At 56.7% G+C, this 22,939-nt stretch carries 18 protein-coding genes and 1 pseudogene; 5 read left to right on the plus strand and 14 right to left on the minus strand.

The genetic code is table 11. The features are described 5' to 3' along the window. Window positions 1–8 precede the first annotated feature (8 nt). From E8D52_04575 to E8D52_04585, 3 genes are read right to left on the minus strand one after another with little or no spacing between them, the layout of a single operon-like run. Window positions 9–1,469 carry an MFS transporter gene (locus E8D52_04575; GenBank protein TKB70321.1) on the minus strand — a complete coding sequence of 487 codons (1,461 nt, stop codon included), beginning with the start codon at window positions 1,467–1,469 and terminating at the stop codon, window positions 9–11. Window positions 1,470–1,516: 47 nt separating this feature from the next. Continuing rightward, entirely contained in the window at window positions 1,517–2,983 is a 1,467-nt protein-coding gene (gene zwf, locus E8D52_04580) for a glucose-6-phosphate dehydrogenase (protein ID TKB70322.1), read from the minus strand. A gap of 25 nt (window positions 2,984–3,008) precedes the next feature. Continuing rightward, the gene (locus tag E8D52_04585) at window positions 3,009–3,239 is read right to left on the minus strand and encodes a hypothetical protein (GenBank protein ID TKB70323.1); all 231 of its coding nucleotides are present in this window, start codon (window positions 3,237–3,239) and stop codon (window positions 3,009–3,011) included. 61 nt (window positions 3,240–3,300) lie between these two features. On the opposite strand from E8D52_04585, the gene hrpB reads away from it, so the two are divergent. Next, window positions 3,301–5,820: an ATP-dependent helicase HrpB gene (gene hrpB / locus E8D52_04590; protein ID TKB70324.1), complete on the plus strand. Its 2,520-nt coding sequence runs from the start codon at window positions 3,301–3,303 to the stop codon at window positions 5,818–5,820. 95 nt (window positions 5,821–5,915) lie between these two features. On the opposite strand, the gene E8D52_04595 is transcribed toward hrpB, so the two are convergent. The 10 genes from E8D52_04595 to E8D52_04640 all read right to left on the minus strand — a co-directional run bounded on the left by E8D52_04595 (window position 5,916) and on the right by E8D52_04640 (window position 17,426). Further along, the gene (locus E8D52_04595; GenBank protein TKB70325.1) at window positions 5,916–6,221 is read right to left on the minus strand and encodes a DUF1232 domain-containing protein; all 306 of its coding nucleotides are present in this window, start codon (window positions 6,219–6,221) and stop codon (window positions 5,916–5,918) included. Window positions 6,222–6,637: 416 nt separating this feature from the next. Further along, window positions 6,638–6,823: a CsbD family protein gene (locus tag E8D52_04600; protein ID TKB70384.1), complete on the minus strand. Its 186-nt coding sequence runs from the start codon at window positions 6,821–6,823 to the stop codon at window positions 6,638–6,640. A 244-nt stretch (window positions 6,824–7,067) separates the two neighbouring features. After that, a complete protein-coding gene (locus E8D52_04605; GenBank protein ID TKB70326.1) occupies window positions 7,068–8,840 on the minus strand; it encodes a DEAD/DEAH box helicase in 1,773 nt (590 codons plus the stop codon). Window positions 8,841–9,162: 322 nt separating this feature from the next. After that, on the minus strand, window positions 9,163–9,483 hold the full coding sequence (locus E8D52_04610; GenBank protein TKB70327.1) for a hypothetical protein: 321 nt from the start codon (window positions 9,481–9,483) through the stop codon (window positions 9,163–9,165). Between the two features lie 427 nt (window positions 9,484–9,910). Beyond that, on the minus strand, window positions 9,911–10,690 hold the full coding sequence (locus tag E8D52_04615) for a hypothetical protein (GenBank protein ID TKB70328.1): 780 nt from the start codon (window positions 10,688–10,690) through the stop codon (window positions 9,911–9,913). Between the two features lie 27 nt (window positions 10,691–10,717). Then, complete coding sequence (locus E8D52_04620; protein ID TKB70329.1) at window positions 10,718–11,104, minus strand: STAS domain-containing protein; 387 nt, start codon at window positions 11,102–11,104, stop codon at window positions 10,718–10,720. A gap of 59 nt (window positions 11,105–11,163) precedes the next feature. After that, window positions 11,164–13,941 (minus strand): STAS domain-containing protein, encoded by a 2,778-nt coding sequence (locus E8D52_04625; GenBank protein TKB70330.1) that lies wholly within the window; start codon window positions 13,939–13,941, stop codon window positions 11,164–11,166. A gap of 196 nt (window positions 13,942–14,137) precedes the next feature. Next, a complete protein-coding gene (gene lepB / locus E8D52_04630) occupies window positions 14,138–15,145 on the minus strand; it encodes a signal peptidase I (GenBank protein ID TKB70331.1) in 1,008 nt (335 codons plus the stop codon). Window positions 15,146–15,347: 202 nt separating this feature from the next. Further along, window positions 15,348–16,100: a dienelactone hydrolase family protein gene (locus tag E8D52_04635; protein ID TKB70332.1), complete on the minus strand. Its 753-nt coding sequence runs from the start codon at window positions 16,098–16,100 to the stop codon at window positions 15,348–15,350. Window positions 16,101–16,232: 132 nt separating this feature from the next. Continuing rightward, complete coding sequence (locus E8D52_04640; protein ID TKB70333.1) at window positions 16,233–17,426, minus strand: geranylgeranyl reductase family protein; 1,194 nt, start codon at window positions 17,424–17,426, stop codon at window positions 16,233–16,235. Between the two features lie 350 nt (window positions 17,427–17,776). Between E8D52_04640 and E8D52_04645 the strand changes: the two genes are divergently transcribed. Then, window positions 17,777–18,463 carry a zinc metallopeptidase gene (locus tag E8D52_04645; GenBank protein ID TKB70334.1) on the plus strand — a complete coding sequence of 229 codons (687 nt, stop codon included), beginning with the start codon at window positions 17,777–17,779 and terminating at the stop codon, window positions 18,461–18,463. A 152-nt stretch (window positions 18,464–18,615) separates the two neighbouring features. On the opposite strand, the pseudogene E8D52_04650 reads toward E8D52_04645, so the two are convergent. Further along, window positions 18,616–19,377: pseudogene (locus E8D52_04650) on the minus strand (GTPase HflX). Between the two features lie 350 nt (window positions 19,378–19,727). On the opposite strand from E8D52_04650, the gene E8D52_04655 reads away from it, so the two are divergent. The 3 genes from E8D52_04655 to E8D52_04665 are packed head-to-tail and all read left to right on the plus strand — an operon-like array spanning window position 19,728 to window position 22,837. Then, window positions 19,728–20,690, plus strand: a complete 963-nt coding sequence (locus E8D52_04655) for a hypothetical protein (protein ID TKB70335.1) — start codon at window positions 19,728–19,730, stop codon at window positions 20,688–20,690. A 10-nt stretch (window positions 20,691–20,700) separates the two neighbouring features. Further along, complete coding sequence (gene thiD, locus E8D52_04660; GenBank protein ID TKB70336.1) at window positions 20,701–21,501, plus strand: bifunctional hydroxymethylpyrimidine kinase/phosphomethylpyrimidine kinase; 801 nt, start codon at window positions 20,701–20,703, stop codon at window positions 21,499–21,501. A 10-nt stretch (window positions 21,502–21,511) separates the two neighbouring features. Then, window positions 21,512–22,837 (plus strand): cbb3-type cytochrome c oxidase subunit I, encoded by a 1,326-nt coding sequence (locus tag E8D52_04665; protein ID TKB70337.1) that lies wholly within the window; start codon window positions 21,512–21,514, stop codon window positions 22,835–22,837. The last annotated feature ends 102 nt before the right edge of the window (window positions 22,838–22,939 follow it).

Below are 22,939 nucleotides of genomic sequence, written 5' to 3' on the forward strand. Positions count from 1 at the left end.
ACAGATGGTCAGGCAGACTGAGCTGGGTGTCTAGGAGAAGGTCGTGATGATAGAGGTGCTGCCAATTGTTCGAGCGACTGCCCTTCCGCATTGATTCCCAACCATAACTCAATTGCCGCTCCGAGCAGCATCATGCCTCCGCCCAAGAGATAGCCGTAGAAGACACTGGTGATCGACGTTTCGATGAGCCTCCCATAGAGCCAGGGTGCTGCCACGCCAGCTCCTTGTGCCACGATGAAGAAAAATGCGATGGCCATGGCACGGATCTCCATCGGAAATATTTCGCTCACCGTCAAATAAGCGGCACTGGCCCCGGCCGATGCAAAAAAGAAGATCAGCGACCAAAGCATCATATGCTGAGTGAGCGTCAAGGCACCTATCCAAAACAGATAGCCCGCAAGGCACAAGAGGAGACCAGCTAGGCCGTAGGTGAGGCTGATCATGGGTTTGCGGCCGACCGTGTCAAATAATCGCCCTAAGAGGAGTGGTCCTAAGAAGTTACCCAGTGCAAACGGAAGAATATAGAGACCGATGGTGGCACTTGGTACGGCATAGTATGTCGTCAGCAGCAAGGGATAGGTGAACGACACTGCGTTATACATGAACGATTGTGTGACCATGAGTCCGATGCCCAACACCGTCCGCCGTGGATATGATTGGAAGAGTTCTCGGGCAACAGTCACGATTGTCGCGTGTGGTCGAGGATGTATCGTGATCGTCCCATGGGGCTCCGTCAGCGACGTTCCTTGGTCCTGCTCCACCTCTCGTTCAATCTGCGACACAATGGCTTCCGCATCAGGAACCCGGCCATGGGTCATGAGCCAACGTGGGCTTTCGGGAATCACACGCCGAACGATGATGATCGCCACTCCCAGCACGGCACCGAACACAAAGCACAGCCGCCAGCCGATAGATTCAGGAAAGATGGCCGGATTCAGTAACAGCAACGTCAACAGAGCGCCAGCCGCCGACCCAAGCCACCAGGTTCCGTTGATGGCGAGATCGGTATGCCCACGGCTTCGAGCGGGAATTAATTCATCGATGGCAGAGTTAATAGCGGCGTATTCGCCTCCGATACCGGCCCCGGTCAAGAACCGGAAGAACATGAAGCTCATCAGGTCCCACGAAAATGCTGTCAGCACCGTCGCCGCAAGATACAGTGCTAAGGTGATCATGAACCATTTCTTTCGTCCCTGCTGGTCGGTGAGGTAGGAAAAGACGAGCGCGCCGACAACCGACCCGGCTAAATACGCGGACGCCGTCAGTCCGACTTCTGATTGAGTGAGGTGTAAGGTGTCTGGGTGAGTGAGCATCGGGCCGAGTGAGGCCACGATGGAGACTTCAAGCCCATCGAGCAACCAGGTGATTCCCAGCGCCCCGACGATCCGCCAGTGCCAGCGGGCCCAGGGCAACCGATCCATGCGTTGTGGAATATTGGTGGTGATCGAGATGCCGGACTCGGCAGGCATTCACCCTCGTAGTAGAACGACGTGGTAGAAGACGCGTGCGGGAATCCCTACCATCCCAATTGCCAGCTCAGACCGTTCTGTTCCACAAGCGTGTCGGCTTCCTGTGGACCCCACGATCCAGCTGTGTAGATATGCACCGGTCGGGGGCTGAGCAAGAGCGGGTCGTAGAGTCGCCAAGCGGTTTCCGTAAAGTCTGCGGTCACGAACAACGTTTGATCGCCGATCATGACGTCGCGCAACAGTGTTTCATAGGCTTCCGGCAGTTCGCCGCCGAAGGCTTGGCCATAGTCGAACCTCAATGCGCGATCGGAAAATGTGAAGGGCCGCCCGGGTGATTTTACGGAGAAGCAGAGAGAAAATCCTTCACTCGGCTGCAGCATGATCAGCAACTTGTTGGGATTGAGGCTGCCTGGTTCTAATGATCGAAAGACTTGAATGGGTGCCGAGCGGAAAGTAACGGCCACCTGGGTAATCTTGCGCGGAAGCCGTCTCCCGGTTCTCAGGTAAAACGGCACGCCTCTCCAGCGCCAGTTGTGAATCTCCAACTTCAACGCCACGTAGGTTTCAGTCTTGGAGTCTGGCGGTACACCTCGTTCTTCCAGATAGCCGGGAATTCGCTGGCCGGCGATGTCCCATGCGGCATATTGGCCGAAGATCACGTCCTGAGGGCGAATGGGTGAAATCGAACGCAATACTTTTAGTTTTTCCGCTTGAATCTCGGACGCTTCGAAGGAAGTCGGCACTTCCATGCCGACGACGGTCAGCAATTGCGTCAAGTGGTTCTGGACCATGTCGCGTAAGGCGCCGGCCCCCTGGTAATAGGCCCCTCGGTGTTCGACACCGAGGTCTTCCGCAACCGTGATTTCGACGCTCTCGACCGTATTGCGATTCCAGAGCGATTCAAAAATGGGGTTTGCAAAGCGAAAGGCCAACAGGTTTTGTACAGTCTCTTTGCCCAGATAATGATCGATGCGATAGATCTGAGACTCCTCAAGATAGCGATGTAAGCGGGTATTGAGCGCGCGCGCCGAGTGAAAGTCATGACCGAACGGCTTTTCAAAGACCACTCGCACCCACCCATGGCTCTTGAGCAATCCAGCTTGATCGAGCAGCTCCAGGGTTTCAGGGACAATCGTCGGCGGAAGCGCCAGATAGAAAATTCGGTTTTGAGGCAGATTCCTCGCCACTTCAAACTGAGCGATATATTTGGCGAGCGCTTCGTAGTCCGCCAACTTGCCTTCGCGTAGAGGTTGATAATACACATGATCGTCACACCATTGACGGAGGTCGCTCGTATGACGCGACCCAGAACTTCCCAGGCCCTCGTACGCCCATAACCGGAAGGCTTCTTGACTGAGCTCCGGCAACGCAGCGCCGACAATGAGCGTGTTCTGCTTCTCCAGCTCGCCGTAGGTGCGCAAGTGAAAGAGTGCGGGCAGGAGTTTGCGCCGGGTCAGATCACCGGTCGCTCCGAGAATAATAAAGAGATGCGGCTCAACGCTTCGTTCTTTCATGTTTTCCTGGTGAGACCTGGTTGCGTTACTCGTCCGGCTCTTCGATCGGGCCAGCCCATTCACCTTTGGCCAGCGTGACTTCCTGAAACCCGCCGTCCGGCCATTGGAACTGTCCGGCCTCATCGACAAGCACGATAAAGGGATCGACCTCATGCGCTTGTCCCCGGAACCAGTACCAGCCTGGCTGAGTCGGCCCATTCGTGCTCCAACGATAGGTCGGCATCAGGTCCCCCGGAACGCTCTGTGATTGCGGCATTCCTTCTTCTCCTCACTTTTTGGTACAGTCTGTTCCATCACGTGTACGAACCTATCACGTCATGTCCACACTTCCAATAGAAGATGTCCTGCCATCAATCCGCGAAGCGTTGAACGACGGTCCCAATGTGCTGCTCACGGCCCCTCCCGGCGCCGGGAAAACCACTCACGTTCCACTCGCACTTCTCGAGTCGCCTTGGCTATCGAACAGGAAACTTCTGATGCTGGAGCCACGGCGGCTTGCTGCACGAGCTGCGGCTCACCGGATGGCCGACCAGCTGCACGAGCCTGTCGGGGAAACCGTCGGCTATCGGATGCGATTCGACACCAAGATCGGGTCGAGAACGAGGCTCGAAGTTGTCACCGAGGGAGTCCTGACGCGGCTGCTCCAAGAGGATCCGTCGCTGAATGCCTACGGCATGGTGGTGTTCGACGAATTTCATGAACGAAGTCTGCAAGCCGACCTTGGACTTGCCCTCTGTCTTGAAGCTCAACGTCTCTTTCGCCCCGACCTTCGCCTCTTGGTGATGTCGGCGACCCTCAACTGCGGTCCGGTCAGCGAACTGATGGGGTATGCGCCGCTCATTACCTGCGAAGGCCGGCTATTTCCCGTCGAAACCCGATACCTCGATCAGCCGGTCTCCGGACGACTTGATCTTGCCGTCGCGCAACATATTCGACGATCACTGGCGCACGATGACGGCAGCTTGCTGGTCTTTCTTCCGGGAATGGCTGATATCCGCCGAGTCGAACGGACGCTGTTGGAGTCCAAACTGGGACCCTCGATACAGATCGCACCGCTGCACGGTGAGCTTCCACAAGCCATGCAAGACGCGGCGATTCGACCAGCGGCTCCTGGATCACGAAAAATCGTGCTCGCCACGTCGATTGCCGAAACCAGCTTGACCATCGAGGGCGTGCGCGTGGTGATCGACGGAGGCTGGCTCCGCATTCCCCGGTTCGATCCTCGTTCCGGTCTGACTCGGTTGGAGACCATTCGCGTCACGCGAGATTCGGCTGAGCAACGCCGTGGCAGAGCGGGGCGCCTTGAACCAGGCATCTGTTACCGACTGTGGACCGAAAAGGAGCAGGCCTCACTTGCAGTCCATCGTCCACCTGAAATTCTCGAGGCAGACTTAGCCCCGCTGATGCTGGATCTCGCCCAGTGGGGTGCGCAGAGACCGGACGAATTGTCCTGGCTCACTCCGCCGCCGGCTGGAGCGGTCGCCCAGGCCAAAGATTTACTTGTACAGCTCGGCGCCTTCTCAACTAGCGGGCGCCTGACGGATCATGGACGGCACATGACTGAGCTTCCGCTGCATCCCCGCTTGGCGCATATGCTGATTAGAGCCATTTCACTGAGGCTTGCCGATCAGGCCTGCGAAGTGGCGGCGCTGTTGAGTGAACGTGACGTCCTGCACGGACCGGCGGCAGGCCAGAATGTAGATGTGCGTGTCAGGCTGGATATGCTTCAGGGTGAAGGTGATTGCAGCAGCCAGGCAGTCAATCGAACCGCACTCGAACGCGTGAGGCGAACGGCTCAACTCTGGCGACGACAGCTCAAGAGGCTGTCGGGGAAGCCCAACGGCGACGGACACGACCACCCGCATGTGGCTGGTCTTTTGCTCGCGCTGGCCTATCCTGATCGGATCGCGCAGCGGCAACCTGGTGAGATTGCCAGTTACCGACTGGTGAATGGGCGAGGTGCACGGTTCAGAAGACCTGATCCCATCGCGACGGAACCCTTCATTGTCATCGCGGACTTGGATGGAGGAGGCCAGTGGGCCGATATTAACCTCGCCGCTCCGATCACGTGCGAGGCCATCGAGTTGTTGTACCAGGAGCAGGTCATCGAAGACGAATTGGTTGTCTGGGATGAGCGTATTGGTGCTGTTCGAGCCTCATGCCGTCGCAGCCTCGGATCCGTCATTCTTTCAGAGGTTGCCCTCTCAAAACCAGATGAGCAGTCCTTAGTTTATGCGCTTTTAAATGGAATAGGCAAAGTAGGGATTCATATATTGAATATTCCACCTGAGCTTCAACAGTGGCGATCTCGAGTCATGTGGGTTCACCGCATCGAGGCTCCTCACTCGGACTGGCCCGATCTTGCCGACAAGGCGTTACTGACAACGTTGGATCAGTGGCTAGGGCCTTACCTTGCCGGAATCACAACACTTGATCGTGTGAAGCGGTTGGATGTGACCGTGCCATTGCATGCCTTGCTTACGCGCGAACAGCAACGGCGTCTCGACAGGATGGCCCCAACTCATATCACCGTACCGAGCGGCTCTCATCTCCGCGTCGACTACGATCAGCCAGATCTCCCGGTTCTTGCCGTACGACTACAAGAGATGTTCGGTTGTCAGGAGACGCCACGGGTGGCGGACGGAAAGATTCCTGTGATGCTGCACCTCCTCTCTCCCGCCAAGCGCCCCGTGCAGGTCACACAAGACTTAGGCGGCTTCTGGAAGCGAGCGTATCAAGATGTCCGGAAGGAACTACGTGGTCGGTATCCAAAACACCACTGGCCTGAAGATCCGCTGAGTGCCGTGCCGACGGCAAAGGCAAAGCGGCGTAGTTAACTTACGCGCGGCATCATTCAACAATCGCTTGAGGTCTTACTACGAGAGATCTCATACACAAAGCATTCCATCGACTCACAGTTCTGTCAGTGTGATCACCCATTCCTGCGTCGCTCTTCCCAGATTCGAAATGCCACAAGGTCCTGTGCGAGGCTATGGAGCAGCAGCGTCAACACCGCCGCATCATCGATGAATCCAACACCAGGGATAAAGTCTGGTATCAAGTCTATCGGGCTCACAACGTAGAGCAGGGCTCCTGCAAGCGAGGCAAGTGTGCGCACGGAGAGCCCCCGGTAGCTACCATCCTTCCAAGCCTTGAGAAGACGACCCAACAGGGGAAGGTCAGACCGGAGACGCCCGATCATGCGGAGCATCTCAAAGAACCTCGTGGATATTTTCATCTGCACCTCCAGGACGACCGGTTTTCTTGTTCTTCATGGGAGTGCACAGTGCACACATTGTCGTAAAGCATACCAAAGACAGAGAATGTTTTGAAGTAAGACAACGATGGCATCTCGACCTAAGACCGAACCTCGCTCTACTATGCACGCACGACCAGGCTCTGGTCGTGCGTGATCACATCGACTCCGCCATAGAAACATCGAATGGCCAACAAGTAAATCACTGTACTCGCCGCTGAGCAGGTCGCCACGGAAACGGATGGTAGCATGATATCGACCTCCGGCAGTGACTTGCAGATCCTCCAGGTGGACGAGAATCCTGGATTGAAGCGAAGGCGGAAGGAGATTGCCTTTGGCAGGAAACCCCCACAGGGTCTACCTGCCAACTGAGGTGAGCATGGGAACTTGACCGGAAATTATTCCGTCTTGGCCTTTATTTCCTTCACTTTACCCTTGGCTCGTTCACCGGCAGCCTTGATATTGCCTTTGGCCCGTTCACCCATGGCTTTCATTTTATTGCCCTGGGCTTCTTCTATCTTGGCCTTGGCTTCCCCCTTGGCTTCCTCTACGGTGGCTTTGGCTTCCCCCTTCACCGCTTCCATGGTGGCAGCGGTCTCGCCTGCATGCGTAAACGACGGGGTAAGAAACAGAACCGCACCCAACGATAGCACGGTTAGAAATGACAAGCGCATAGGGACTCTCCTTTGCAATGAGGTGAATGAACGCCAGAACCTGTGCCTATTCATGAGCGATCTCAAGTTTCGATGAAAATTCTGAATCTGCTTCGAGTGTGAGTCCTTTCATCTGGGTTTATGTGAATAGCAGCTAGGAGCGAGACTATGGCGATTAACGAAACAATCGTACTGGCACTTTCCGCCCTTTGATCCGAGCACGGCCAAGCTGGTCGACAATACGAGCGGCGAGGGATTCCGGGACATCGACGATGGAAAACCGATCTTCGATTTCGATCGCGCCGATGACGTTGGAGTTGACCTTCACCTCATTGGCGATTGCGCCCACAAGGTCGCCTGGCCTAATACCGGCTTCATGTCCAGCACCGATGTACACCCGTGCCATGCCGGTCTCCCGCTGTCCACCTTGACGAGGTGGCCCAGTCGGCCGACGCTCAGGTCGGGAGGATGTGCTGCGGGATCGGTCGTCATAGCGACCAGCCTGCCGGACCGGCCTGCCGAATTCCGGCTGCCTGGCAGACGCTCCCGGAATCTCCTGTTCCGGACGTTCCCCACCCTGCGTCCGAACCAGCAGTTTGATCGCGGCTGCTGCCACATCGGTTGCTGAATGGGAGGCGGCCAGCCGATCAACAAGGGGTGTGAACCCATCCAGCTTCCCATCGCGCAAGACCTCTGCCATGGCCGCCTGGATCCGCTCCAACTGTTTGGCTCGAAGATCGGCGACACTGGGCACAGGCAAGACGGTGACCTGAGCTTTTGTGTGTTGCTCAATCGTTCGTAGCAGACGCTGTTCTCGAGGATCAAGAATCGTGATAGCCACGCCTTCCCGACCAGCTCGACCGGTCCGACCGATCCGATGCACGTACACCTCAGCGGAGGACGGGAGGTCGTAGTTGATCACGTGTGATACTTGGGGGATGTCCAGGCCGCGCGCAGCCACATCGGTTGCCACCAGCAACTCAGTTTGCCCGCCTTTGAATGCCTGCATCACACGGTCACGCTGCCCCTGGTTCATACCTCCATGAATCGCTTCGGCTCGATGGCCGCGACCCGTCAGCATCGCCGTCACTTCATCGACTTCTAGTCTGGTTCGACAGAAGACCAGTGCTGACTTCGCACCGGACACGTCGATCACACGGGCAAGCGCCGCCCCTCGATGCGGTCTCGTGACAATATAGGCCACTTGCTGGACGCGTGGAGCCGTGCCGGCTTTGACTGGTTCTTTGGCAATCGTAATCTCGACAGGATTGTGGAGATGCCGGTGGGCGATCGAACGAATCCGTGGAGGCATCGTCGCGGAGAACAAGGCGGTCTGTTTGGTCTTGGGCGTTCCGGTCAGGATCGCGTCCAGGTCATCCGCAAACCCCATGTCGAGCATTTCATCGGCCTCGTCCAATACGACGACCTTCACATCCTGCAGCTTCAGCGTGCCACGGCGGATATGATCCAAGGCTCGGCCTGGTGTGGCGACGACCACGTCGACTCCCCGCTTGAGCGCGTACAACTGCGGGCCGATGGCTTGCCCACCATAGACCGCTAACACCGTCATGCGTAATTCCTTGCCGTACCGTTGCATCGCTTCTCCGACTTGAATCGCCAACTCGCGGGTCGGGACGAGCACAAGCGCTGATGGGCGAGCCTTGGCTTCATGACCGATTCGCTGCAGCAATGGCAACGCAAATGCTGCGGTCTTGCCAGTGCCGGTCGCCGCCTGTCCGAGCAAATCTCGTCCTGCGAGGAGCGGCGGAATCGCTTCGCGTTGGATGGGGGTGGGCTCTTCGTAGCCCAACGTTTCCAACGTCGTGAGAAGCGGTGCTTCAAGTCCTAAGGAAACGAATCCTGGTGAAAATCCTGTTGCGGTCGGGCCGGCGGATGCTGATGGGTGACTCTGTTTCGTCACGGAAACCGTTACCTTTCTGCCAATGATGGTCGTGGAATCGTGGAGAGTAAAGAACGACGACTCACAGCAGACTTGATGTTACGTTGGAATGGGACGATAGCGCAAGAGCAGGATCAGCCTGTTTTCAAAAATCGTCAACAGGCAGGTCGCGAAGCACCACAGGTTCAAGCTGAGCCTCGGAACAGGATCGATTCACAGTGCGTCGGGTTCGCATCATGTTGTCCGAGGGGGATGGCTTTCACAAGATGGGCGGACAGGATGTTCAGTACCTGTCCGCCCCCACACGGTCACCAGCTGATTATGAGGCATCCTCTGTCCGGCAAAGTAATCCGGGGAGAAGCCTGCCGCCTTATAGCTTCGGTAGAGCCAACGCACGCACAGGAACCAACCGATCCTCTGTCGGGATCAGGAACATCATTTGTGCGAGGGCTCGGTATCTCGCTTCCAATGCACGGCATCGATTCACGAATCGGCTGGCGGATATTCGAGGGAAATAGTCGCGGTGCTGCTCGTAAAAGAGCGCCCGGCGTCCCCAACGCTCGGCTTTGAAGATGCACAGCCGGGTCACCAATTCAAAAAGATGCTGTGGTGATAACTGTGTGGGTCTCCGTCTCATTGGTGCGGGGATAACAGATGTGGAGAGGGTGAGTCCTTTTGTCACATTCTTCATAGCGCGTCCTCCTTGTGCTATGTGCCTGACCCATCGTCTTGAGCATCGCGACTCAAGCGCCTTGCGCGCCCACAGCCTCGGCTCATCCTTAGATGACGTTATAATCCCAGAAGATGAAGAGAGCATTAGGAGAAGATGAAAACTTCTTCATAAATGGCGAGAAGTTAGGCTTCCCCCACAATCTTGCATGGTGTGAGAGGAGCGAACAGGCAAGACGACGAGATTGGCTATTTGGCTCAGGTGCAGCCTGGGAGGATTTCTGTGGCCATGTAGGTCAGATTGTTCGTGTAGGAAATAAAACCCTTCCGGCGTCCAAAGAGGGTCAGCACACAGTCTGTTCCCTTATGGTCGGTGAAAAACCGGTAGTCAGTGCCAGATGGAGCGGAAGTGTAGTCTCCCCCTGTCCGATTGCATAACCTGACCCTTCTTATTGCTCAGGGGGTACAAAGCTGACGTTGGCGAGGGCCGTGGTTTTGACTGGCGGATAGGTTCCCTCGAATCTGGCCGGAAACACGTACAGGCGCTCCCTCACTGAGAACAACAGCCGATACTCCTGTTCGGCATCACTGCGCAGATACAGCGTGAGCAGCGAGGAGGTTGATTGTTTATCGACCCGTGCCCAGTTTAGTCCAAGTTGCGTAGGAACCACATAGAGGCCCACGATAATCATGGCGAATGCGATATACGCCATCGACAGATCAATGTGCCCGCCCATTGTTGTGAACCGCGCCACGAGCAGTTCGAGTGCCGAGCTCGATAAGAGCAGAATTGCGACCACACCGATCGTGGACAGAACAATAGCCGATGTGACATAGCCAAATGTGCTTAGGACTAGGGTCATCACCAAGAGCGCGACCAGAAACCATGGCCCATACTGAACTACGGCCAGGGAGCGCTTGAACTGAGTGTTCCCAGTCAAATCGTCCTGATCGGCGATCACTGCGAGGTTCGTCGTAGCCAGATACCCGAGGTAGAGCAGGAGTAACAGCGGCACCCAGCTTTGACTGAAATAGGTCGCCGTCGGAACTTCCTCTAAGATCCACGAGGCTCCGAATTCTGAAAAATAGGCTTTCGTATAAAACGATCCAGAGAGATACGCCACCCCACTCAGGGCAGCCAACCCAGCTATCGTCTTCGGCGCCTGCTCGATGAGTCGTCGAGCCCCGGCTCGAGCAGATTCAGTCTTATTTTGGTCGTCGCGGGGCATGGGGCATGATGGAGCACACCGAAATGGCTAGCTCGCAAAGGCGGCGGCAGCCTCTTCTTCCGTGTTGCACAATTGAATGCTCTCTCCATACACCCGGTTCAGTAGGTCAAAGCCGCTGGCTTGAAGAGCTTCTTTGACCATTCCTTTCGCAGCAGCAATCTTCATCTGCCCTTGAACATTGTTGAGCTGCTTGCAGGCCAGTATCAAGACTCGGATCCCTCCGCTGCTGATATAGTCGATATCAGCCAGATTGAGGATGACCTTTTTCGCACCCGCATCCACAATCTTTTTCATGTCCTGGTTTCCCTGTTCCGCAGTGGTGGCGGAGAGGCTGCCCTGCATCTTGACGAAGGTGATTCCGGCATTCTCACGGGAGGTCACCGTCAACGTGTGTCTGGTCCCTTGATCCATCATTATGTCCCTTTCCGTATTAGGAGAAGATCGTCATTCTATCTTAGCAGACCGGCAGCTCGTCAACGTAACTCTTGGACCTTTGATAGGGCCTCTTCCAATGTCGAGGCATAGAGGCTCATCATCAGCGCCCCGCTTAATTGCAGCACTGTACGGACGTGGTCGTTCCCCCCACAGACCACGACTCTCCCGTCGGTTCGGGTCATCGCCATTGCGGTTTTTAGGATTACCCGAAGCCCAATCGAGGAAATGTACGAAATGCGAGAGAGATCCAGCACGATCTGCCGTTCCCCCTGCCCGATGTGGTCCATCAAGATCTGTTCGACCTCCGGTGCGCTGTTCGTGTCAAAGCGGGTCTGTGGCGTGACGATCATCACGGCCCCACTCCGGCGTGACTCGACATTCTTGTCGATGTTCCTTGGATCTTTGTGTGAGGGAAGCGGCAGCCGCTCGACATCGAACGAGCGGATCTCGGTCTTGTCAGGAGCCTTCATGGTAGTGGACGTTTTAGCTACCAACTGTTTTTTCACTGTCAAGACGTTGCGCCCCACAGTGCGATGGTACGATACCTCATCAAACATGGAGCGCACCAAGTGAATGCCCAGACCACCGATCTCGCGCTCATGAAGCAGGAGCGACAGATCAGGAGGCGCGACTGTTAGCGGGTTGAAGGGAATGCCATCATCCATAATGGTGAAAATGACGCAGGTATCACGCACTTCGCCTTCGACCTCAATGTGATGCTCCGTCGGGTCGTTGGGGAAGGCATATTGCACCACATTGTTGAGCAGATCATCCAGCGCCATATTGAGGGTCGGAATGAGCGGCTTGGCTGTTTCCCATTGTGCCACATACTGCTCAAAGGCCATCTGGAGGTCCGGAATGGCCATCAATTGATTGGGCATCGTTCGGCGGAAGACCCGAGCTGCCACATCGGACGGGGCGACCCCGTGATACCGCAGTCCCAGCATGGTGATATCGTCCGCCTGCGGGACCTCGCCCGCAAAATTTCTCACTGCCTGCATGACTTCACCGAGGCGATTGACGACTGAGACAGCCTGGGATTTCGCGAGGACTGATTTTAGCCGGTCGTTACCGAACAGTTCGCGCCGCCGATTATCCGCTTCGGTAACCCCATCAGTGTACAAGAAGAGCTCATCTCCTGGACCCAATTGGATGGTCGTCTCCTTAAAGGCGATGCCCGCCATGGGACCGACCATAGGTCCGTTGATGCCCGTCAGCCACTCAAACTGTCCATCCTGCCGTTTCAGCAGAGGAGGATTATGGCCGGCGTTCGTCGTGACGAGCGAGCCATTGCGGAGATTCAAGATACCGAGATACAAGGTCACAAACATGCAGGAATCGTTGTCCGCACTCAGCGCATCGTTGACATGCGTGACGATACTGGCAGGTGAGGGATCGGAGGCCGCCAGTGTCTTCACCATAATCTTGGTCATGGCCATAAAGAGCGCGGCTGGGACACCGTTGCCCGATACATCGCCAATCACGAAACAGAGCCGATGCTCATCGACCAGGAAGAAATCATAGAGGTCGCCACCGACCTCCAGCGCCGGTTCGAGCACCGCGTAGAGTTCGATCTCCCTCCGATCCGGGAAAGCCGGGAATATGCGTGGGAGCATACTCCGTTGAATGTCCCGACCGACATTCAGTTCTTCCTGCATGCGGGCCTTCGCAGCCTCCACGACCGCCAACGAATCCGCGAGCCGCGCATTGGCATCTTCGGCAGCCTGTTCGGCATTTTTCAGAGCCGTAATGTCGGTCGCGATAAAGACGATCCCGCCATCATGCGTCTTCCGCTCATTGATTTGAAGCCACTCTCCACTGGACCGGTATTGGATGTAGGGTGTGACAGGATTTCGATGTACGTCCAGGCGCCAATGCATCCAGGGTTCAACCTTTCCGATCGCCGCTGGAATATCGCCGCGTTCAGCAGTCCGGAGAACGATCGATTCGAACGAGTCGCCTGCTTGAACTTCCGGCCCAGTCCCAGACATGACTTCACGATATTTGCGATTACAGATGACTAGACGGTCGTCCACGTCGAAGAGAGCAAACCATTGGGGGACGCTTTCGATGGCTTCGATCAGTCGAGCATGGCTATCGCGTGCCAGGCTTGATGCCGCCGTCACTTGCCGATCAATGATGGCCAGGAGTGTCGAGAGTGAGACGGCGACCACCGCGAGGAGATCAACCTCGATTCCAGGCGGTGGAGCACTGGACGCGATGCCGGACATAGCGTACGTCGGAATCATCCCGATGAAGTGGGACCCAGATAGCGCAAGTCCCATGGCGCTCGCCTTTTCTGTCACTCGCCAGTTTCTGTGCGTGATATTCCACGATCCGATCACGATGCCGATAATACTGAGTGCCACGATCCCAACCGTCGACAGCACAAAGAGGAACAAATCATTCTGGAGATCGATCGGCTGGTGGACCGCCATCATACTGGCGAAATGAGTCAGGGTCATGCAGCCACCCATCAGCATGCCTCCGGAGATGAGGCGCATCCGACTGTCGGCATGACTGCTGATCAGGTATACGGCGACGGCTCCTGTCGCCCCGGCGGAGAGAAACGAAAGCACGGCCAGTCCTGAATCCTGGGCTGCTGAGACCGAGGGACAGAATGCCAGATTGCCGATGTAGTGAATCGCCCAGATTTCAAGACCCGCGGCGACGGCACCGATCGTCAGCCATCGGAACCTGACGGGGCCTTGATCAGGAGCGCGCATCCGTTCGGCGATGCTGAGGATGACATAGGCAGCCGAGCCACCCAGCAGCAACGAGGACACACCGAGCAAGGGATCGCACATTCCGAGCAACAGTGAAGCTCCTGTTAGGACGTTCGTTCCATGCGCGGATCAGCCATCATGACACGCGCGTTCGAATTGTCGGCGGTTGCGCCAAGGCGGAGGAGAGGATCCCTCGAACCTGGCCGTATCACCTACCATGAGAAGTCGCAGCTCGCAAGCAAGAGGGCGCCACGGTACTTCTTCACAGGATGTATCACAACTGCCGCTACTGCACCGGTTGATTGAGGCGGTCCCAACGTGGAGTCCTCGAGCCGAGATCAACAGACCAATAAATACACATCGCTTGCCCTAGAATGTGCTCCTTGCTGATCGGTCCCAAAAATCGGCTATCCAGACTCTCCTCCCGATTGTCACCCAAGACGAAATAGCTGTTGGGAGGTACGGTGACAGGCCCAAGGTTATCACGGACGTTTCCAGACAGGCTCGATGCGTCGGTATGTTCCACATAGGGCTCGGTCAAGGCTTCTTCGTTCACCGAGACCACCTGATTGTGAACTTCGATCCGATCGCCAGGAACCCCGATCACGCGATGGAGAAAAAGTGTCCCATTGCTGTCTGGATAGCGATAGACGACGACTTCGCCGCGTTGAGGTTCTGCAGCATGATACGCAGCCCTATGCGCGATCACATGGTCTCCCGGCAAGAGCGCCGGGACCATCGCCTCATGTGAGATCTGGAACCGATGTGACCAGGCCCGTACCGCAGGCAACAGGTCCGGCAGGCGGTCCGTCACAAAATTCCAGCGGAGTTCTTGCATTCTGGACGTCGGGCTGAGAACTTCATTGTCATACCCCTCGACCAATCGCCGGGCTTCTGGAACCGACAACATTGAGGCATAGTATTGCGCGAGATGGTGCTCCCAGAACTGTTCCGGGGCCAGATCGAACAGCATGACTTTGAGTGATCGCACAAATGACTGCGCGATGCGCTCCTTCTCGGATGGCGTGAATGGACTGGTCAGATCAGACTCGATCTCTAGCTGGTGGCTGAATCCCGCAACATCGGCTTGGTCCGCAATAGACTGGTACAAACGATCCGATACCACCTCCAGGCTGGCCAACTGGTGAAATACAGCCTGTGACTCGCTGGTACTGTCAGTGGGAGGCACAGGAGCCGTGCTGCATCCAGTCCAGAGGCCACTCCATGCGATAAGCAGGCAGAGAGCAACGTGATTCGAAGATCGCCCAAAGGGGTGGGACAGATAGGAGAGCATTGGGAGGCTCAGTCAACGCTCCTCTCGTTCGTGAATCGCAGGAGGATACCGCACCGGGACCTAAGTAGGAAAGGGCATTCAGTCACAATCTGGGCAACGTGTCTGTGAGAGGGAGAGGCCAACCCTATCACCCGTTGCAGTGGGGATATCAGGCAATACACCGCAGCGGTTCTGAGCAGGCCGGGCACCGAGCCTTATCCGGCTATGTTCCGTGTTCGCCTAACCGACGGTGGAATAGCTCCAACGCCATGTCGTAGCAGATCCGGGCCGCTGCCGGATCATAGCGAGGACCTTCGTCGCGCATGAACGCGTGCGCAGCGTTGAACTCATGCCACTGGAAATGCGCGCCGGCATCGCTTAGCGCGTTGTAGATGAGCGCCCGCCCTTCGCGGGGAATGTGCGGGTCCTGTCGGCCCCAGATCATCAACAACTCCCCTGTAATCTTGCCGATTCGATCTAAGCTGTCGTCATGCGTGCCCTGCCCCAGGCCGCGTTTGTGGATGTCCGTGGCGTAGAAACAGGCAGCGGCCAGCACATCGGGCTGCATCGCCGCGCGAAATGCCAGATGTCCTCCGATGCAAATCCCGATCACTCCCAGCCTGCCTGTGCAGTGAGGTGACGATGCCAAATAGTCCAGTGCCGTGCGCGCATCGCCGTCATAGCTCGACAAGGTCTTCGTGATCTTATGTTGATTGCCGCGTGCCGCGCCCGCTTCGTCATAGGCTAATACCGTCCCGGCCGACTCCAGCTCGTGGTAAATTTCCGGCACGGCCACCACAAATCCATGGCTTGCCAGCATGGCCGCCATACGCCGGATCGGTCCCGTGACCTGGAAAATCTCCGAGTACAGGACAAGCCCAGGATAGCGTCCCTCCGCCACAGGGCGAACGAGATAGGTCCGCATCGGCCCTGTCGGAGTCGTGAGATCAACCGAGTCAATGTCGGTAATAATCAAAGGATACTCCAATGGCAATGAGCTGTTAGCCCGCGCACTTCTCAAGGACGATGCGGCATGAATCGAGTATAGAACAGCTCCGGCAAACCCCGTATGAACAATTGAAAATCTCCCACGACCAAATCTGCCCTCTTACGTCTGACCATCGCGTGGCCAAGCCGATCTGTGCCCTGCGCGTTTGAACCAGTGAGGTGTCAGAAGCTTGAGAAGGGTCCGGGGCCTGAACGCCAAATCTTGATAGGTTCGCTTCCCGGTCATGACGTCCGTCACCACTTCACAGAGGCGTTGACCCTGTCGAGAAAACGCCCACGATCGGATGCGGGGACAGTCGTACAGCAGTCGAGCCAGCCCTCGTCCTGCTCGTAGTTCAGGAAGGATCGTCTCAGTGAGTGAACGGGTGTACTCACTTCGGACGGACTCCTCTTCAAACCGTCCGTCAATCAACGATTGTGCGGCCATCAGACCACTTCGAATGGCGAATGAAATCCCTTCCCCTGTGACGGGATCGGCGAAGCCTGCGGCATCACCGACCAACAGGATGCGCTTGTCGACGAATGGTCCTCGTCGTGGTCGAATGGGAATGACAAAGCCATGTCGCTCCACCCGTGTGACAGATCCGCAGCCGAGCACATTGAGATAGCGCGCCATCGAGGATTTGAGATCACTCCCCCGTTGTCTCGTCGACAGGACACCGATCGAGAGATGCTGTCGTTTGGGAAAAGCCCAGGCATACCCATGAGGCAGCAGATCAAAATCAAATCTCGCTGTGTTTTGAAACCTGTCCAACTGGTCAGGAGGCACCGTCACTTCATATTCAAGCGCCGGAATAAGGACGCGTCCGTCTGCGAGCCCCAGTGTACGTGCAACCGTGCTGAGCGCCCCGTCGGCTGCGATGACGAACTTGGTTTTCATCGAGCCCTTGTTTGTCGCGACTGTGACGAAATCACTGTGGAACGACACGTTCTCGACGGCACATTGTTGGTGGACGACTGCTCCGGCTGCTTGCCCAGCGGAAAGAAGGGCATAATCAAACTGATCGCGCATCGTCATGGAGACGATCGGAGTCGGTCGATGAGTCGTGAAGGATAATCCGGCAGGAAGAAAATTGAGCTGTGCCGTATGGCAATCTTGTTCGACGACATGACGCACATCTAAAGGCAGTGTCTGCATGGCCCGTCCCACGAGCCCGCCACCGCACGTTTTGTACCGCGGCAGGGCAGCCTTTTCGATGACGGCGACCGTCACACCCGCTTTGGCCAGACCCCATGCCGCGCAAGCTCCGGCCGGTCCGCTGCCGACCACAATGACGTCATACGTGATGGACATAGTTCAAGCCTGTGTCTGTTGCGATGAGGCATGCACCCTGCTGTACCTGATGCGACACAGATATGAATGCACGTTTCACGAAACACCTTTTTGGTCGTGGGTTGCCGTAGGATACCGCACCAGGTGCTGATGGGAAAGGTAATCTCATCACGACCGGGACGGCCATTCATTCAGCTGAGTAGCCGAGAATCCCCCTGCGTTGTGTCTCGATGAAAGGTCAGGCCATCTTCCGTCTTCAAATGTGGTAGCCTGTGGAGAGGGAAAACCGTCCCACACCTGTGTGTGGCAATCACGTTAGTTGTCTCCTTCACCCGCCACGCTTGGTGGGGGAATTGGGATACTGGGAATATATGGCAGGTTTCATTCTGCTCGTGATCATCGTCGGTCTGGTGATTCTCGGGCCACAATTCTGGACTAAGCGGGTCTTTGCCAAGCATAGCGCCCCCCGTTCTGACTATCCGGGAACCGGGGCAGAATTGGCTCGGCATCTGCTCAATCGGTTTGACATGCAGCACATCACCGTCGAACCGACTGAGACGGGCGACCACTACGATCCGGTCAGTAAAGCAGTCCGTCTGACACCCGCGATCTTCGAGGGGAAATCTCTCACGGCGATTACGATTGCCGCCCACGAAGTCGGGCATGCCATTCAAGACCATCAGGGGTATCAGCCGCTGGCGGAACGCACCAAACTCGTGCGAATCGCGCAAGGCGCGGAGAAGGTCGGGGCGGTCCTGATGATGGGGATTCCCATCGCGGCCGCAGTCGCGCGCACCCCGGCTGCGAGTGTCATTGTTCTGATGGCTGGACTGGCGACGATGGGGATTTCCACGCTGGTCCACCTCGTCACGCTTCCCGTCGAGTGGGACGCGAGCTTCCGGCGTGCCCTGCCCGTCCTCCGACAGGGCCAGTACCTAACGCCTGACGATGAGCGGGGGGCTCGCAGCATCCTCACCGCTGCCGCCCTGACCTACGTGGCGGCCTCGCTCGCCAGTCTTCTCAACCTGTGGCGCTGGATCGCCTTCCTGCGGCGCTAGGCCAGCCCCGGCACACAGGCTCGCTCATCATCAGATCTGGTCTAAGCTTCGTCGAGAGCCGCGGTGAAGGCGGGCAGACAGAATTTCGACTCGACCCGTTGTTCAGCTCAAGAGACTGCATTTGGGCGGTTGCTAGCGAGGACTGCGTCTCATTACACGAGCTTTTGCTTGATCGCCGTCAGGTTCTCAGGGGTCGATCGCACGCGTATCGTGACTCCCTCGGCATCATAGTCTTCGGACAGGATCCGCATCCGAGTGCGGATCTCTGCCAGGATCTTTTGAGCTGTAAACGGAATATGTAATTCTTCGTCGATCATCTCGCTCTCAAAGTACTGCATGATGCGCTCATGCAACATCTTTAGATCGTCCTGGCTCCTCGTGGACAGACACACGGCATCGGGATATTCAGACTTCAGCAAGGCGATCGCGTCCGGGCCAAGCCGATCTTGCTTATTGAGCACCAAGAGACTGGGACTCTCCGTGGCGCCGACTTCGGCTAACACCTTCCGCGTCACCTCAAGTTGAGACCGGAAGGACGGATCTGAGGCATCGACGACAAATAGCACCAATGAGGCACAGGCCGCTTCATCCAGCGTCGACTTGAACGAGGCCACCAGGTCATGCGGGAGTTTTTTGATGAATCCAACGGTATCGCTCATGAGCACTTTCGGACGTGTTTCGGGATAGAGTGGACGGATCGTGGTATCGAGTGTGGCGAACAACTTGTCGGCCACCAGCACATCGCTGCCCGTCATCGCTCGCATCAGCGAGGATTTGCCAGCATTGGTGTACCCGACAAGCGCGACGGTCAATTCATTGTCCCGTCTCGCGCGACGCGTGAGATGCTCGTCCCCGATGGCCGCTAATTCGGTTCTGAGCTCTTTCAGGCGATCACGAATTCTTCGCTTGTCGAGCCAACACCTTAGCCCAGCAGGGCTTGTAGTGTTGCACTTGGAGTTGGAACCTAAGCAGCCTAGATCTTCGGCGCACACCCCAAACTCGCTATTCCCGCCACCGGCTCGGTATCCGCCATGACCTGGGAAAAGGATACCGGTTCACTTGTCTGAAATAAGCGACGAATTCAAAAGGTGGCATGCGACGTCTATTCGTAACATTCTACAGATGAGGCACTCGCGGATTACTCAACTTTTAAGGGCGCATCACTCCTCTCCCTCTGTTCAAACCGGGCTTCGCGCGCGCTCCATTTTCTATAGCACGCTAGACAGCAGGGCTTCCCTGAGTATAATGACATGGATTCATGCCTATGATTGGACTTCTGGTACTACTCGTCGGTCTTCTGACACTCTTCTCTCATCCAACCTCGTCGTGGGCTGGGACGAAGTATGAGGAGGGCCTCAAGCAATTAGCGGATGGGGTGGCTGAAGGAGCCGCCAAGGTAAAAAAACAGCGCCTGGCTTTTCTCGACTTGATCGATGGAAAAGGGGAATCGACTCCGATGGGACAGTTCCTGGCCGAGGAACTCGGGACACAGATCATGGTGGCCGGTGAATTGACGGTGGTGGATCGCACCCTTGCGTACTCGACCCTGAAGAAGTTACACGTTGATCACATCGACTCGGCCCACGCGAAGACCCTACAGCAGGCGGCCAAAGCGATACGCGCCGACCTGTTTGTGGACGGCGTCATCCTCGACACGCCCGATGGCCTGCAGGTCACCCTACGGCTCATCAGCCCATCGAATGCCCAGCCGATCCGTGCGATACGAGGGATGCTGCCCAAAGCCGGCCCCTTGAATATGTTCTTTAAGAAAGAGGAAACTCCGCAACCGATCATGAGCATCAACAGTCCTAAAGAGGCTCCGACGCCGGTCGGTTTAGGGAGCTACCGGAACGAGTACTACGAAATGGTGATCCGATCGATCGAACTGCAGGCCAACCGAGCCAAGGTGGATCTCACCATTGAAAACCTTTCCCGACGCGATCTGAAGGTCCTCTGTCGCTTACAGGAGACACTCCTGAAGGACGAACAAGGAACGGCTTGGCATCAAGGCGTGGGGGACAATCGAGAGGGGCTGTGTACCCATGGCATCGAACTCTCCCCTCGCCGGAAGGAACGGGCCGTCCTGACCTTCACCGGCTCATCGGAGACAGCCGCCACGCAATTCACACTTCATTTCAGCGAAATATTCCCTCGGCGAGACGCCTCCTTCGTCATCGATGGACTAAAGATTGGCTCGCCGTCGGAATCTACGCTGACGACACCGTAAAGGATCACTCATGTCGAAAACCTTGAAACAAGTGCTCACGATCGCCGGCTCGGATTCAGGCGGAGGCGCGGGTATCCAGGCCGATATCAAAGCCATGTCCGCCAATGGTGTGTTCGCCATGTCTGTCATCACCGCGATCACGGCCCAGAATACCGAAGAGGTGACGGATATCTTCGAATTGCCACCGGCCATCATCGCCTCGCAACTCGACGCAATCTTCGATGATTTCGACGTCGCTGCCGTGAAAACCGGGATGTTGTCCTCGGCGGCCCTCGTCGAAGTCGTCGTGAGAATGCTGACCCCTCAGCACGTGACCAACCTGGTCGTGGATCCGGTGATGATTTCCAAGAGCGGTCATGCGCTCTTGCAACCGGACGCGGTCGAAGCAGTCAAGACCACGCTGTTGCCGCTCGCATTGGTCGTGACACCGAACGTGCATGAGGCGCAGCAGTTGTCGGGTATTGAGGTTGCCTCGTTGGCTGATGCTCGGCGAGCCGCCAAGATCATTCATGGATTCGGATGTAAGTATGTGCTGATCAAAGGCGGCCATCTCCTCGCTGAACGGGCGACGGATCTGCTCTACGACGGACGATTTTTTAATCTCTTGAAGGGGGAGTACATCGAGACCCGTCATACGCATGGCACCGGCTGTACGTTCGCCTCCGCGCTGGCGGCGCATCTGGCACGAGGGCAATCCGTCCTGGATGCGGCGCAAGCTGCCAAGTCCTACGTCACCGAAGCGATCCGTCATGGGCTGGCAATCGGCCACGGACAAGGCCCCACGGATCATTTTTATTTCCTAGAACGGTAGCGGTATACCCATGTTTGCACGAGCCTATCCACCCCTCTCATTTTGCTTCACAGGCCTTGGCTGGCTGGTGCTGGCGTCCATCCTCGGGTTGGCGATCCTGATCGGGCTGATTCGTGGCACGCCGCTACCGTCATGGGTCCGGATGCTGCATGTCCATGCCGTCTTGGTCGGTGGTGTGGCCCAGATTATGCTCGGTGGATTTCTCCTATTCATCTCCCCACCTCACGCGGCTGACCGAAAAGAAACCGACTCGCATCCCCTTACATTCTGGGCGCTGAACAGCGGGCTGGTTGGAATGCTCGTGGGGTTCTGGCTGCATCAGTCCCTGATCGTAGGCGTCGCCGGCTTCGTGGTGATTGCCGCATTTTCCTCCGTCATCTACACCGTGTGGATCCGTGCGAGCAGGGCCTGGAAGTTCTCAATCAAAGAGTCTTGGTATTACGCGCTCTCTCTCTTCTGCCTCGTGGGCGGGTCGGCCTTCGGAGAAATTATGGCACTCGGGTTCGTTCCGCAATCCTATGGCTATATGCGGCTTGCGCACATTCACCTGGCGGTGCTCGGCTTTGTGGTGCTGGCCATCATCGGCATGATGCACTATCTCCTCCCGATAATCTGGAGCCGCCCTTTCTTAAGCCTCAAGCTCGCGCAGACAGCGATAGTCTTGATGCCCCTCGGTGTCGCTGTCTTGATCGGCGGATTCTTGAACTCATCGGTCTCGGTTGAAATGGCCGCTGGCGCCATGCTTTTCACAGGCGGAATTCTCTGGACCGGCAATCTGCTTGGAACTTGGCGCGCCTCGACCCACAGCGGCAGCGCCGCCTCGGACCATCTTTTGGTCAGTACCTTCTTTCTCCTGTTCACCATCATCCTCGGCGTGCTTGTCGGAGCGAATCACCTCTCCAGTCCCCCGCGGCTGCCGTACGGCACACTCCACCTCGTCGCCTATACACATATGACGTTCGTCGGCTTCATCGTGAATGCCATCATGGGCGCGTGCTCCTACTTCATTCCCATCACCCTCGCAGCTGATCGTGTCCCCAATACCAAGAAGCGCGGGCCATATCTCCATCAGCTAAACGGGATCATGAACCGCTGGAGATCGGTACAGATCGCCACTCTCTCGCTCGGAACCATGGGGCTTGGCCTCTTGGCCGCACTCACGTGGAATGTGCCGCTGACCTCCATCTACATCCATATTGCAACCTGGATGAGTCTCGGCCTCCTCATCACCGGCTTGGTTCTCTTTTCAGTCAAGCTGACCTCAATCATCGCCAAGAAACCGGACACACTTCGGACAGCACAAACCTCCACTGACGAGCTCAAACTCACGGCCTAACCGTCCGACCAGGCTGCCCCTGCTCCTGACCTCAACCCCCGACTCTGATGGGACTGTTGAATAAAGGGGGCGGTGCTTGAATTGTTGTTATACTGCGCCTTG

It is taken from the genome of Nitrospira sp., from assembly GCA_005116745.1.
In the GTDB taxonomy this organism is placed as follows: domain Bacteria; phylum Nitrospirota; class Nitrospiria; order Nitrospirales; family Nitrospiraceae; genus Nitrospira_D.